The sequence below is a fragment of the Plectonema cf. radiosum LEGE 06105 genome, from assembly GCF_015207665.1.
GTDB lineage: Bacteria > Cyanobacteriota > Cyanobacteriia > Cyanobacteriales > Nostocaceae > Rivularia > Rivularia radiosa_A.
On the sequence record NZ_JADEWL010000160.1, the window covers coordinates 1 to 14323 of the forward strand.

Consider the following 14323-nt stretch of genomic DNA (forward strand, 5'->3'; position numbering starts at 1 on the left):
GGGGGAGAATATACTTATAATTCAAAGCCCGAAATCCAAAATCCAAAATCGGGTGTTGCTGCAACTGTTGATTGTAATTCTCGTTATGTTTATCTTGACCCTTATGAAGGCGCGAAAGCTGTGGTGGCGGAAGCTGCTCGTAATCTTAGCTGTGTGGGTGCGGAACCTTTGGCGGTGACAGATAACCTGAATTTTGGTAGTCCGGAAAAACCGATTGGTTATTGGCAATTAGCAGAAGCTTGTCGGGGTTTAGCTGAAGGTTGTCAAGAATTATCGACTCCGGTAACTGGCGGAAATGTCTCTCTCTACAACGAAACTTTTGATGCTCAAGGCAATCCTCAACCAATTTACCCGACTCCTGTTGTGGGAATGGTGGGATTAATTCCCGATTTAACCAAAATCTGTTCTCAAGCTTGGCAATCAGTTGGAGATATTATTTATCTTCTCGGTTTACCCATTCAATCCAAAATCGAATTAGGAGGGTCTGAGTATTTAGCTACCATCCACAATACTGTTGCCGGAAAACCGCCAAGGGTCGATTTTGATTTGGAACGTCGCGTACAGCACGTTTGTAGACAAGGAATTCGTCAAGGTTGGGTGCGCTCTGCCCATGATTGCGCTGAAGGTGGAATTACTGTTGCTCTTGCTGAATGTTGTATTCAAAGTAAACTCGGTGCCGAAATTATTTTAGATTTACCAGCAAGCAATTCTCAAAGATGGGACGAAATACTTTTTGGTGAAGGTGGAGCCAGAATTATTGTTTCAGTTGCGTTAGAGCAACAACAAATTTGGGAATCCTATTTACAAGAACAATTAAACGACAATTGGCAAAAACTTGGTAAGGTCGGAAATTCCCATACAAATTTGGGGGTATTAACCACTGATAATAAAACTTTAATAAACGTTACAATAGAAAATGCAAACAATCACTATTATCAAGCAATTACTAGGCGTTTAGCCGTCCATCAACAGTAAAGCATTCAACTGACAATTGAATAACTGGCAACTTACTATTAGTATCGTTGAGCATAATTACTGTACTGTGGTAAATGGATGGTTAAGAATTAATTAAATTTTATATTTTCTTTATATAACTATCCAATTTCACAATCCCAGTGGCTTGACATCATCATCAGGAGCATAGCTAGCATGATTTCCCCAAATTCCAAAGCCGTCACTTCGGATAAATACGCCCAAATTAATCCCAATTTAATTAATTCCAATTTAATTAATCAAGATCAACGTCCTGATAAGCAAGAAGAAGCTTGTGGGGTTTTCGGCGTTTATGCACCCAAAGAAGACGTTGCCCGACTAACTTATTTTGGATTGTACGCTCTTCAGCATCGAGGTCAAGAATCCGCTGGGATTGCGACTTTTGAAGGCAAACAGGTACACCTCCACAAAGATATGGGTTTAGTATCTCAAGTCTTCAACGAATCCATCCTTGATGACTTACCAGGTAGTATTGCAGTTGGTCATACCCGTTATTCCACTACAGGTTCGAGTCATGTAGCTAATGCCCAACCTGCTATTGTCCAAACCCGACTAGGAGAAATAGCTTTAGCACACAATGGTAATTTAGTCAATACTAAGCAGTTGCGCGACGAATTGCTTGAAAAAAGCTGTAATCTAACGACTACAACCGACTCGGAAATGATTGCTTTGGCGATCGCCGAAGAATTAAACGACGGTTCGCAGTTGTTGCAAGCTGCGATTCGGGCTTTTCATCGTTGCCGGGGAGCCTTTAGTTTAGTTGTGGGAAGCAGTGAAGGAATCATGGGTGTACGCGATCCAAACGGTATTCGACCTCTGGTAATTGGCACTTTAGAGGGTAGTCCAACACGTTATGTTTTGGCTTCGGAAACCTGTGCTTTGGATATTATAGGCGCGGAATACCTGCGAGATGTAGAACCTGGCGAATTGGTTTGGATTACAGAAGGTGGTTTAGAGTCCTTTAGGTGGACTCAGAAACAAGAAAGGAAACTATGTATTTTTGAAATGTTCTACTTTGCTCGTCCCGATAGCATCATGAACGAGGAAAGTTTATATAGCTACCGGATGAGATTAGGGCGAAGATTAGCACAAGAATCTCTTGTAGATGCGGATATAGTTTTTGGGGTTCCAGATTCGGGAATACCTGCTGCAATAGGTTTTTCTGAAGTTTCCGGTATACCTTACGTAGAAGGATTGATTAAAAATCGCTACGTCGGAAGAACTTTCATTCAACCCACCCAAGCAATGCGTGAATCGGGTATAAAAATGAAATTAAATCCGCTCAAAGATGTATTATGCGGCAAAAAAGTGATCATCATTGATGATTCAATTGTCCGGGGTACCACCAGCCGTAAATTAGTAAAATCTTTACGGGAAGCGGGTGCGGTAGAAGTACATATGCGGATTTCTTCTCCTCCAGTTACTCATCCTTGCTTTTACGGTATTGATACCGATAGTCAAGACCAACTAATTGCTGCAACAATGGGAGTGCAAGAAATTGCTAAACATTTAGAAGTTGACACCCTGGGATATTTGAGTTGGGAAGGAATGTTAGAAGAAACCAAACAAGATATTAATAGTTTTTGTTCGGCTTGTTTTACTGGAGATTATCCGGTACCAGTACCTGAAAAACTCAAGCGTTCTAAATTAATGTTAGAAGAAGTAAGAGTTTAATAATTTTAGGTTTTAAATTGGGTTTTTTTCAGAACAATATAAATCACTAATGTAGAGACTTCGCAACGCGGAGTCTTTTTAATTATTTGATATACTCCCATAGATTCTAAGACTATTCGGTTAAGAAACGTAGCGCACATTGCGTGAACATAGCTAGGTGTGCCTGAGCCGCAGCAAATCTGAATGGGGTTTTTACTGGTTTAGCTAATTTTTACGAAGGACAAGGTTTATATGCTTTAGCGGAACCTTGGAGACAGCAATGCGTATCAGTAGCAAAATCCCGTTTGGGAGAAAATCATCCCCATGTTGCTACCAGCTTGAACAATTTAGCTCAACTTTACCGCTCCCAAGGAAAGTACGAAGCAGCAGAACCTCTTTATATTCAAGCTTTTATTAAATAAAGTATTCGACAACGGGGTATAGATTTTACATTGCCTTAAACTCAGTTTGTTATTGTTGATCGAGCGAAGTATTACTGTCGCGTAAAATACCTTTGCCTACATACATCTATATAACTTAAATTCATGTTCAACTACACGAATAAATTAATTCAAAATTGGAGAGAACAAGTAAGTCCCCGATTGTCTCCTCTACTATCATTCCTTTGGGTGGGAGGATTTGCGATCGCAATTTTGTCGTTATGGCTATTTTTCCAAATTACTGAAAGAGTTTTTGCAGAACAAACCACAGAGTTTGATATAGCAATTTTGCAAAGCATTTACAAATTACACGCCCCTTTGCTAAATCAAATCATGACTGGAATTACATTTTTGGGTAATGGTTCAACATTAATTTATCTGAGTTGTTTTGTCGGGGTATTTTTATTAGTTAGTAGAAAATTTGCGAGTGCTTTTGCTTTAGTTATCGTCACATTTGGTGGTCTGAATTTAAATGTGTGGCTCAAAACAATGTTTGGCAGAGTGAGACCTACATTATGGGAACGTATTGTAGATGCAAACTCATTTAGTTTTCCTAGTGGTCATGCAATGGTTTCATTAATTGTTTATGGTTTTGTTGGTTATTTGTTAATAGCTAATTTTCCTGCTTGGAAGGGATTAATTTTATTTTGTACAACTTTATTAATTTTAGCAATTGGTTTCAGTCGTCTTTATTTAGGAGTTCATTGGCCAACAGATATCATTGCTGGATATGCGGCTGGTTTAGTATGGTTAATTAGCTGTATTTTTAGTTTAGAAATTTTACAGTCTCTGTTGCGAAAAGAAAATCAAGAAACTGTTATTCAAGAGTAAAAATATAAAAGTAAAAACATTAGGACTTACGCAAAGGTAACGTAACTGCGTCATTACGAGCGATAGCGACGTATTCACCCGTAGGGTGAATGCTTCCCTACACTCTGTTTCGGTCGCAATGACAATTGCAGTTTGCGTAAGTCCTGAACATAATTCTCATAAATAAAGAAATAATGGGAATTTCAATCGATTTTATTCCGATGCACAATCAAGTATTTAAAATTCATTAATTGATTGTTCAACTTTTCTTTTCACTCTTAATTGACGAAGTTTTTCTGAAACGGGTGGTGGATTGAGTCTTTGTTGCTCTCTCATTTTGTGACCATGCTCGTACCATTTTCTCATATATTGACTGATATTTTCTTGATTTTGTAAGTAATAAAGAATAGTCCCATAGACTTGTTCTAATCTTAAAGATGTGTAAGTTTGGGCAATTTCCTCTGGTGTACGACTGCAATCAAGATATTCATACAAAATAGTTTCAATCCCAATCCTAGTACCTTTAAGGCGAATATCTGTAGGAGAAAGAAAGTTGAAATAATCTGTTAAAACTTGGTTTGACATTATCTTTATATTTAACTAACTAATAGCTTCTATTATAAAAACTGTCTTGGTTAATTCACCTAAATAACTTTATTAGATGCTTCTAACTACCCTTATCATATGAGAATACTATTTTATCAAAAAAATATAAAAATTATTTATTGATACTTATACTGATAAATATAAAAAAAAATACTTTAAATATTACAATACAAATCTATTACTTGGACAACAGAATAGAATAAATCAATCTATTTTATTAAAACCGATGTATTTTGAAATACAAAATCATAAAAAGCACACGAAAAACCTTAAAATCCCTTATATAAAAACCAGCGAGTGCATGGTAAATTTCTCAAATCCATTGTCTGTACTTTCCGCTCTACATAATGCATTTGCACTACCTACATCCAAAACATCTAGAGGAATTAGTCAATAGTAGTGGCATTGATTTACACCTGCTCAAGCTGAATTTTCGCTCTGTTGAAGACAAAACTGCTTACGATTATCTATTGATTTCCGAACTAATTCCCCGTACAAATACTGGAATAGTCAGAAGTTCCTGGTTGGAGCGTTATGCTCATGTGAGTGCTGGTGGTTGGTGGTGTTCGGGAGTTGATGTGCTGAATAATTGGCACATGATGGAGTGGGGATGTTTCAAACCTAACCAGCCCCGTGTTAATCAAAAAGGTAAGGCTATAAAATATGAACATCCACCTTGTACCCCGACGCGGATATTTTGTTTGCGGGTACCGTTACAGCTGTGGCAGCAAGTCGCTGAGCGTTACAATGTCAAACTACCTGAAAATATTACGATTGCTGAAGATGGTGCTGCTATCGGTTTCTGGAAGTGGGTAATGGAATGTAATATACCCATAATTATTTGTGAAGGAGTGAAGAAAGCCGCTGCACTTTTAACACAAGGATATATTGCGATCGCGATTCCGGGAATTACCAGCGGTTATCGGGTTACTAAAGATAAATTTGGTAAAGTTATCCGTCGTCAATTGATTGCGGATTTAGCAGCTTTTAGTATTACTAAACGTACTATTTATATTTGTTTTGATTTTGAAACTGAAGTTAAGAAAATAACTGCCGTCAACAACGCGATATCTCAACTTGGTTTATTATTTCAAGAAAAAAATTGTCCGGTTCAAGTAATTGAACTTCCGGGGATAGAAAAAGGTGTTGATGAATTTATTGTTGCCAAAGGTGTAGTTGCTTTCGATAAAGTTTATCGTCAAAGTCTGGATTTAGAAGTTTATCTTGCTCATAGTAAAACCCATAGTAATTTAACTATTCCGGCTTCACTTAATATCAATCGTCGTTACTTAGGTAATATAGCTTTTCCGACTTCGGGATTAGTTGGAGTTAAATCAGCCAAAGGAACAGGAAAAACCACAGCATTACAAACAGTTGTTCAACAAGCTTTAGATAAAAATCAACCTGTTTTATTAATGACTCATAGAATCCAATTAGGGAAATTTTTATGCGAAAAAGTTGGAATTAAATGGGGTATATCTCATAGGGAATGGCAAATAGAAAATGCATTTTTAAACGGTATATCTGAAAATTGCAAAAATACTAGTAGTGTCCGCATCTTGCTTCCTAATATTACAGCAAGCGAGCAAAATGCCGGGACTACAAATTTACAGAGTGGGAATGTTAGCGCGATAAAACTCTCTACAGGATTATGTATTGATTCAATTTGGAAACTCAATCCTGCTGATTGGGAAGGTGCAATAGTTATTTTAGATGAAGTGGAACAATCTTTATGGCATCTATTACATAGTAATACTTGTAAAGATAAACGAGTCAAGATATTAAAGTTATTTCAGCAGTTAATTTCGACTGTTTTAACAACAGGAGGATTAGTTATTGCTCAAGATGCGGATTTATCAGATGTTTCCTTAGAATACCTGCAAAAATTAGCAGGAATAGAATTAACGCCTTGGATTGTTGTAAATCAATGGAAACCAGAAAAAGCTTGGGATGTAACTTTTTATGATTCTCCCAATCCTACACCGTTAATTCAACAGTTAGAATTAGATTTACTCGCTGGAAGAAAATGTTATGTTACAACCGATAGTCGTTGTGGACGTTATAGTAGTGAAACTATCGAACGTTATTTAAAAGAACGTTTGGATAAATTACGACATTTATATCCTAAAACGTTAATAGTCAGTAGTCATACTACTAATACACCAGGTCATGAAGCGGTTGATTTTGTAGCATCTATTAATCAAAAAATTACCGAATACGATGCTGTTTTTGTCACTCCCACTCTTGGTACGGGAATTAGTATAGATGTTCAGCATTTTGACCGAGTTTACGGAATTTTTCAAGGAGTAATTCCCGATTCCGAAGCTAGACAAGCCTTAGCAAGGGTACGTGACGATGTACCTCGTGTGGTGTGGTGTGCGAAGCGAGGAGTCGGTTTAATTGGTAGCGGTAGTACGAATTATCGCTCACTATCTTCCTGGTATCAAGAGAACCAAAAAGAAAATTTGGCTTTATTGAGTCCAATGCATAAAATAGATGTTGATTTACCCTTAGTTTATGATCCAATTCATCTACGAACTTGGGCAAAATTCTCGGCAAGGGTAAATGGTTCAATTAACTTTTATCGTCAATCGATGAAGGAAGGGTTGACGGCAGAAGGGCATAATTTATGGGTACGTACTAATGATATCCAAAAGAATATTATTCGTGATTTACGTTATGCATTTTTAGCTACCGATAAAGAAGATTCAGCAACTCGCAGAAGATTAATTTTAGAAATCATCAAAGTCAAAAAAGATTGGGAACAAAGCCGTTATAAATCCCAAGAAATTAATCATAAAATTAAAAAAATTAAGCAACAGAATCAATTAGCGGTAGCAACTGCTGTAAGTAATGCTCCAGATATCGATTATTTGGAATATGAACAGTTATTAAAGAAACATTCCCTTACAGATAAAGAGCGTTACAAAATTAATAAATATTTTCTCAGAAAAAGATACGGTGTACAAATTACCCCTCAATTAAAATTGCAGGATGATAAAGGCTATTATTATCAATTACGAACCCATTATTATCTAACTCATTCCAGTGAATATTTTCATATCAGAGATAAACAAGAATGGAATCAACAATTGTCATGCGGTGAAGGAAAAGTTTTTCTACCCGATTTAAAAAATTATACTTTGAGAATAGAAGCTTTACGAGCATTGGGTGTATTGCAGTTACTCGAACCCGGTAGAGAATTTACTGAAAATGATGCCGATTTAATATTGCTCAAAAATACCGTATTGCAATGCAGTAAACATATTCAAAGAGCATTAAATATTAATTTAGTTAATTTAGCAATAGAAAAAGAACAGGTTTCAACGATAAAAATTATTCGGCGACTGTTTAGTTTATTAGGTTTGAAAATCAAACGAGTAAATAATCATGTATATCGTATTGATACAGAAACACTTGATGATGGAAGGAATGAGATATTTTCTATATGGTGGCAGCGAGATGAATTGATGTTGACTCATATGAAAAATATCACCGATTCCTTGCATACCGGGGACGACACGGTGTACCCCAAGAAACCTGTCCATCAGGTATATCAGTAAAAACTGTACTTCTGGCACCGATTACAGCATTTGCTCCAATTGTAACTCCGGGCCCGACAAAGCAATCTGTAGCAACCCAAGCACCGTTACCGATTACAACCTTCTTTGTTTGTAAACTAAAGGCTGGGTCTTTGATATCATGGCTACCAGTACATATATAACTTTTCTGTGAAATTACGCAATGAGAACCGATATTAATTTCATCGAGACTGTATAAAACGACATCATCACCAATCCAACTATAGTCACCGATAGTTACTTTCCAGGGATAAGTAAAACGGGCGGTAGGTCGAATCAATACACCTTTACCAATACGTGCGCCAAAAAGACGTAACAAAGTGCAGCGTATACCACTTAGATTGTGAAGAGTTAAGGGAAAAGTAATTGCTTGGACGAACCACCAAAAAAATATATACCAACCCGCACGTCCTCGGTCAAAGTTGGATTGGTCATACTTACGTAAATCTACAAAGGGTTCGGTATCTAATAATTGGAGCATCGGAATTTTAGATTTTAGATTTTAGATTGTAAATCCTTAATAAAGAGTTAGGAATTTGGAGTTAATAATAAATTATCTCTTTGTCCCTAAAGTCCCCTTGTTTTCCATCAAGTTAAAGATTGAGTAACTTTTGGAGAAATAGTAGGTTGGGATTTTTCTGGAGATGCAGTATTTAAACTACCACCACAGCTACGCAGTTCGTAAAGTTTTACGCCGATTTGATATTCATATTGACTCAAGAGTCGTCCGTAAATATAGCCAGCTTTGCCGTCAAGGAAACCGCGCTGAATGATATAAAACAAGATAAAGCGTAATAATGGTTTAAAGGGTAATCGTACCCAAATTTTCTTTAAGAAGCGTTTGCGCTGTACTGCATCACCGAATAAACTTGCGCCGATGGTGCCATCATCACCTTTACCCGTGAGTAAGTTATAGTAAACTCGTGCTTCCCAATTGGAATAACGATTATGTCGGGCTAACCAGTGATAAAGGTCACGGAAGTCTTCGTGAAGCATATCATTTTTCAGATATCCAACTTTATTACTTAAAACAACGTGTTCGTGAACTTCGTTGTCACCTGTATTGGGAATATCTTCGGTATTCAGGTTTTCGTAGCGACCTTCTTTATGCTTGAATAAACGCAGGTTCCAATCGGGATATTTACCTCCGTGACGAATCCATTTACCCAAGAAAAATACGCGCCGGTTGAGATAATAACCGCTGTATTCTGGATTTTGAATTGAAGAGGCAATTTCATCCCATAATTCGGGAGTAATCCGTTCATCACAATCAACGATTAATACCCATTCGTTACGGAAAGGTAAGTTTTCTAATGACCAATTTTTCTTTTTTGGCCAACGTCCATTAAACTCGAACTGTACGACTTTTGCACCGAAACTTTCACAAATTTCAATACTTCTATCGCTACTTTGAGAATCGACAACAAAAACTTCGTCTGCTCTTTCAACGCTTTTCAAACAAGCAGGTAAATTTGCTTCTTCGTTTTTTGCTGGAATTAAAACGGAAACTGGTATTTTAGAAGTCATATTATATTAGTTGTTGGTTGACAGTTGATAGTTGACAGTTGATAGTTGACAGTTATTAATGAAAAATTCTCACTAACCATTAACTACTATCTACTATCAACTAACCACTATTTACTTCTTTTAGATAGAAATCCCTGAATAGCTGCGTTTAAATAACCTATTTGACCGTAAGCATATACAAGTTTATCAAAGCGTTCTGCTGGGTCTGAATAATGTTGCAATGCTTTATATAAGCCACGGATAAAGCGTTCGCTACCGCGTTGTAATTGACTTGCACCGGCTTTACCGGCTAGTTGTTCTCGATAACATTCACTAATACCTTGCCACCAACCTCGACTGAAGAACCAGGAACGTTTGAGACGCTCTGGAGAGACATTATGAGCGACTAAAGCATCGGGAAGATAAGCTACTTCCCAACCTTTCTCCAAAGCTAATTCGGTCATTTGCAGTTCTTCATTGGAAAGTAAGTTTTTCCCTACTCTTCCGAGATTGGTGTCGAAACCTCCAATTTCATCTAAAAAACTACCGCGTATTGAATAATTCAAGCCTCTAGGAGTTAAACCTGGATTTTCGATAGAGACAAGGCGATCGCCCAAATCATATGCTCCCAAATTGCTGGCTAATCCTGGTGATAACCAACGGGGTGGTAGGGTTTGTTCTGGCCATAATAATGTAACTTTACCACCGGCGATCGCCAACTTAGGGTTACTTTGGTAGGCACCATAAAGAACTTGTAACCAACAAGGGCTTGCCACAGCGTCGTCATCAAGATATGCTAAGATTTCACCGCTGGCAGATTTAGCACCAGTGTTACGAGCTACAGAAAGACCGAGAACAGGTTCGTAAATATACTTAAGACGTGGATGAGCGAGTCTTTGTTCTACGACTTGTTTGGTATTATCTTTTGAGCCATTATCTACGACTACCACTTCAAAGCCATTGACGAAATTCTGCGACAAAAGACTATCTATGGCAGCACCTAAATAATGATCTCGATTGTGAGTACAGATAATGGCAGAAATTTGCGTGTCTGGCATTTTGATTGCAATTTGAGATTTGCCTTTATTTGGATTTTAGATTTTATCAGCGCGATATATATCAAGGCTAATTGTTTCTAGATTTCTTACTATTACATATTAGCTATTACTAAAAATTAACAACTGCCTACAAAGAATCTTAGCCAAAAATTTTATACTCACCAACCGAGTTTTTTCGGATATAAGTTTTAAAACTAGTTAAAACTTTATTTTTGCTGTTTAATATGACCGTGCAGAACTACTAAAGTTTCAGCAAGTTGATTTAAGTGGGTTTCCAGTTTCTGCTTGCGTGCTAGGAGTTGACGTAATTGTTGATAACGGGCGATCGCCATACTAACGCTAGGGACTTGTTCGGGAGGACAGGGACGACACCAAACTTCACCATTGGTATCTAAACCACATAAACGGTAGCCAGTACGCTTAGATTCAAATTGGGGTTGTGTTTGTGCGGCGCAAATTTCTTCTACATAGTTCATCAAGCGGTCAACTTCTGCATGACGTAAAGTTGCAGTAGCTTGGGGTTGTGGTTCTTTTTCATGAGATTCGAGCCAACCATTAACAATCGGTCCTTGTAAGTATAAATCCTCAATTTGTCGCACAATTGTGTGTAATTCAGTTTGCCAACCAGCAACAATTTCTTGAATTTCGAGCAAGACATTAGATGCTAAAGCGGGATTGGGAGCGTTACGATGACTGCTAAAGCTTGGGGATTTAAATTTCGGAAGACTTGGTGGTTTAATTTCCTCATCTTGTGCCGAAAAGGTCTGAACTGAGTTATCTTGTTGCCAAGAATCGGCAGCAACGGACGGTACAGGAGTTTGCAATTTAACCTCTTCGTGGGATTGCGTCGCTTCTTCAGTGGATTCTGGGGCGGTGATACGAAACGATAAAGACTCTTGAAGAGAATCATTGCTATCGCTCGCTTCGTCGATGGGGTTCGTAACGCGAATGTCTAAATCCTGCAAAGTTGCCTCAATACGCTTTAAGCCTGCTTTCATAGAAATATTCGGGGATTCGTGTCTTTGTGCAGTTGTACAACGCTTTTTTGGCTAAGGTTCAATTTATGATTGTCTTGTCAGCGATCGATCACGCTAACCAAAAAATGCTGTATTTTTATCTATTAAAAGTTATTTGTTACCAAAAATTGCACCCTTGAATAAAAAAAGATCGAAAAAATTGCAACCCTACTTATTAAAGATACTGAGGAAATGGCTTTGAGTAAAGTTATCCTTGTCACTGGTCCTGCTCGTTCTGGAAAAAGTGAGTGGGCAGAAACTCTAGCAAACCAGTCAGGCAAAAAAGTAGTTTATATAGCCACAGCACTCTTATCGTCCGATGATAAACAATGGCAGCAAAGAATTATTCAACATCGAAATCGTCGTCCCCAAAGTTGGATAACTTTAGAGGTACCTTTTGAATTATCCGCTACTCTAGCAGACGCAAAACCCAACGATATTATTTTAGTAGATTCACTAGGAACATGGGTAGCAAATTTCATCGAACAAGATGATACCTCCTGGCTTAATATTGCGGAAGATTTTTTAGAAACCGTACAACTTGTTGCAGCGCCGATGATTTTCGTCGCAGAAGAAACCGGATGGGGAGTAGTACCAGCTTATCCCCTCGGTCAAACTTTTCGCGATCGACTCGGTTCATTAACCCGTAAACTAGGCGTTATCAGTCAAACAGCATACTTAGTCACCGGAGGACACGTTCTCAATCTCAGCGTACTCGGCACTCGTTTACCGTCTTAGAAATTATCAGTTATCAGTTACCCATTACCCATTCCCAATTACCCATTACCCATTCACAATCTAAAATTAAATTATGGCATCTAAAACAGAAGTTAAAAAATACCTGGCTTACTGGTTTCAGTTGGGTAAAAAAGTATTTATAAACAATGGTGCGGCAAGCTTGCAGCCCCATATAATTGTTGATGGTGAAAGTTATAGTGAAGATTTTGAGCAATGCTGGGAGAAAGTTATATCTTCTAAATCGGGTGAGTGTTACCTCGAAGGTACACAACAAACTATTGCTGAGTTACTTTCACCTGAGTGGGATATGGTTGCTTGTTCCCGTTGTGATATGCCGGTACCTTTGAAAAACTTAGGTATGCCGCCTTTATTATGTCCTTGTAATGATATCTCAACTTGGCCTAATACTGAACTTCCACAACCACGAGAACCTGTTCAATCTCAAAAGCAATTAACTCAAATTCGCGATCGCCTTTTGCAGAATCAATCATCTCAGACAACAGATAAAGATTAATACACATTACTTTATAAATACTTTTAAGCTCACCTCCAAGGTGGGTTTTATTTATTTATTTATTTATTTATTTATTTATTTTTATTTATAGTTTAGGGAATTTGATTTTTGTCAGAACTCAACGCGCTTACCATGATGATGTACAGAAGTCGGGTTTTTAGGATATAGATATCCGTAACACACTTATAACAGTAATAAAAACCCGACTTGTCAGACAACCCTCTATTTCCCGTCAGCCGCAATAATTAGATTATTATCGTTATAAATAAGAGAAATATGTCAGATATTCTCCGTAATAGTCATCACTTTACTTACTTGACCTAAACAGTTAAGTTAAGTAAACGGAGTGAAACGGGGAATGTCATCATATAAATTAAGTTATAAAAAGATTACATAAGGCTGTGCATATAACATTTTTAGGGACGAGTTCTGGAGTACCCACAAGGTCGCGCAATGTTTCAAGTGTTGCCCTTCGATTACCGCAAAGAGCAGAATTATGGCTATTTGACTGTGGTGAAGGTACTCAACACCAAATATTGCGGAGTGACCTGAAAATGAGTCAACTCTCGCGAATTTTTATTACCCATATGCACGGCGACCATATATTTGGTTTAATGGGTCTGCTTGCTAGTTGCGGTTTGGCTGGGAATGTCAGTCGTGTTGATATTTACGGACCAGAAGGATTAAACGAATACTTACAAGCTTGCAGACGTTATTCTCATACACATTTTTCTTACCCGGTAAAAGTTCACGCTGTTCGTCCGGGAATAGTTTATGAAGATGCCGAATTTATAGTCAGTTGTAATATTTTACATCATCGAGTCACAGCTTATGGTTATCGTGTAGAGGAAAAAAACCGAGCCGGAAAATTCGATGTGGAAAAAGCCAAAGCCTTAGAAATTCCACCCGGTAGAGTTTACGGTCAACTCAAACGCGGTGAAACCGTAACTTTAAAAGATGGAAGAGTTATTAACGGTTCAGAATTGTGTGGACCTACAGAAATTGGGCGCAAATTTGTTTATTGTACGGATACAGTTTTCTGTGAAAATGCAGTTGATTTAGCAAAAGATGCCGATGTATTGATTCACGAAGCCACTTTTGCTCATCAAGACTCTCAAATGGCTTTTGACCGACTCCATTCTACATCCACAATGGCAGCGCAAACAGCATTAGCAGCAGGCGCACATCATTTAATTATGAGTCATTTTAGCCCCCGTTACGCCCCAGGAAACGCCATTGAATTAAAAGATTTACTTAACGAAGGTCGAGCAATTTTCCCCAACACCCAAATGGCTTACGACTTCATGACCTACGAAGTACCGAGAAGAAGGTAAAGGTTAGAGGTTAAAGGTTAAAGGTTAGAGGTTAAAGGTTAGAGGTGAAAATTGTCTCCCCATCACCCCATCCC

13 protein-coding genes are annotated in these 14323 nt (G+C 37.9%); 8 read left to right on the plus strand and 5 right to left on the minus strand.

Annotated elements, in window-relative coordinates; genetic code table 11:
- The 4 genes from IQ247_RS27595 to IQ247_RS27610 form a co-directional block, all read left to right on the plus strand.
- A partial coding sequence (locus IQ247_RS27595) for an AIR synthase related protein (protein ID WP_228060095.1) occupies window positions 1–975 on the plus strand: 975 nt, incomplete at its 5' end.
- 177 nt (window positions 976–1152) lie between these two features.
- A complete protein-coding gene (purF, locus tag IQ247_RS27600) occupies window positions 1153–2667 on the plus strand; it encodes an amidophosphoribosyltransferase (RefSeq protein WP_375341255.1) in 1515 nt (504 codons plus the stop codon).
- 179 nt (window positions 2668–2846) lie between these two features.
- Window positions 2847–3068: a tetratricopeptide repeat protein gene (locus tag IQ247_RS27605; protein WP_193924888.1), complete on the plus strand. Its 222-nt coding sequence runs from the start codon at window positions 2847–2849 to the stop codon at window positions 3066–3068.
- Between the two features lie 123 nt (window positions 3069–3191).
- Entirely contained in the window at window positions 3192–3917 is a 726-nt protein-coding gene (locus tag IQ247_RS27610) for a phosphatase PAP2 family protein (protein ID WP_193924864.1), read from the plus strand.
- A gap of 216 nt (window positions 3918–4133) precedes the next feature.
- On the opposite strand, the gene IQ247_RS27615 is transcribed toward IQ247_RS27610, so the two are convergent.
- On the minus strand, window positions 4134–4481 hold the full coding sequence (locus tag IQ247_RS27615) for a DUF433 domain-containing protein (RefSeq protein ID WP_193924866.1): 348 nt from the start codon (window positions 4479–4481) through the stop codon (window positions 4134–4136).
- A 368-nt stretch (window positions 4482–4849) separates the two neighbouring features.
- On the opposite strand from IQ247_RS27615, the gene IQ247_RS27620 reads away from it, so the two are divergent.
- Complete coding sequence (locus IQ247_RS27620) at window positions 4850–8065, plus strand: plasmid replication protein, CyRepA1 family (protein WP_193924868.1); 3216 nt, start codon at window positions 4850–4852, stop codon at window positions 8063–8065.
- On the opposite strand, the gene hpsU is transcribed toward IQ247_RS27620, so the two are convergent.
- The 4 genes from hpsU to IQ247_RS27640 form a co-directional block, all read right to left on the minus strand.
- On the minus strand, window positions 7995–8564 hold the full coding sequence (hpsU, locus tag IQ247_RS27625; RefSeq protein ID WP_193924871.1) for a hormogonium polysaccharide biosynthesis acetyltransferase HpsU: 570 nt from the start codon (window positions 8562–8564) through the stop codon (window positions 7995–7997). The genes IQ247_RS27620 and hpsU overlap by 71 nt on opposite strands.
- 107 nt (window positions 8565–8671) lie before the next feature.
- Window positions 8672–9610: a glycosyltransferase family 2 protein gene (locus tag IQ247_RS27630; RefSeq protein WP_193924883.1), complete on the minus strand. Its 939-nt coding sequence runs from the start codon at window positions 9608–9610 to the stop codon at window positions 8672–8674.
- A 107-nt stretch (window positions 9611–9717) separates the two neighbouring features.
- The gene (locus IQ247_RS27635) at window positions 9718–10647 is read right to left on the minus strand and encodes a glycosyltransferase family 2 protein (RefSeq protein WP_193924884.1); all 930 of its coding nucleotides are present in this window, start codon (window positions 10645–10647) and stop codon (window positions 9718–9720) included.
- 206 nt (window positions 10648–10853) lie between these two features.
- Window positions 10854–11645 (minus strand): hypothetical protein, encoded by a 792-nt coding sequence (locus IQ247_RS27640; RefSeq protein ID WP_193924885.1) that lies wholly within the window; start codon window positions 11643–11645, stop codon window positions 10854–10856.
- Window positions 11646–11855: 210 nt separating this feature from the next.
- On the opposite strand from IQ247_RS27640, the gene cobU reads away from it, so the two are divergent.
- The 3 genes from cobU (at window position 11856) to IQ247_RS27655 (ending at window position 14249) form a co-directional block, all read left to right on the plus strand.
- Window positions 11856–12401 (plus strand): bifunctional adenosylcobinamide kinase/adenosylcobinamide-phosphate guanylyltransferase, encoded by a 546-nt coding sequence (cobU, locus tag IQ247_RS27645; protein ID WP_228060096.1) that lies wholly within the window; start codon window positions 11856–11858, stop codon window positions 12399–12401.
- Window positions 12402–12474: 73 nt separating this feature from the next.
- On the plus strand, window positions 12475–12915 hold the full coding sequence (locus IQ247_RS27650) for a hypothetical protein (RefSeq protein ID WP_193924886.1): 441 nt from the start codon (window positions 12475–12477) through the stop codon (window positions 12913–12915).
- A 401-nt stretch (window positions 12916–13316) separates the two neighbouring features.
- Window positions 13317–14249 carry a ribonuclease Z gene (locus IQ247_RS27655; protein WP_193924887.1) on the plus strand — a complete coding sequence of 311 codons (933 nt, stop codon included), beginning with the start codon at window positions 13317–13319 and terminating at the stop codon, window positions 14247–14249.
- Window positions 14250–14323 lie beyond the last annotated feature (74 nt).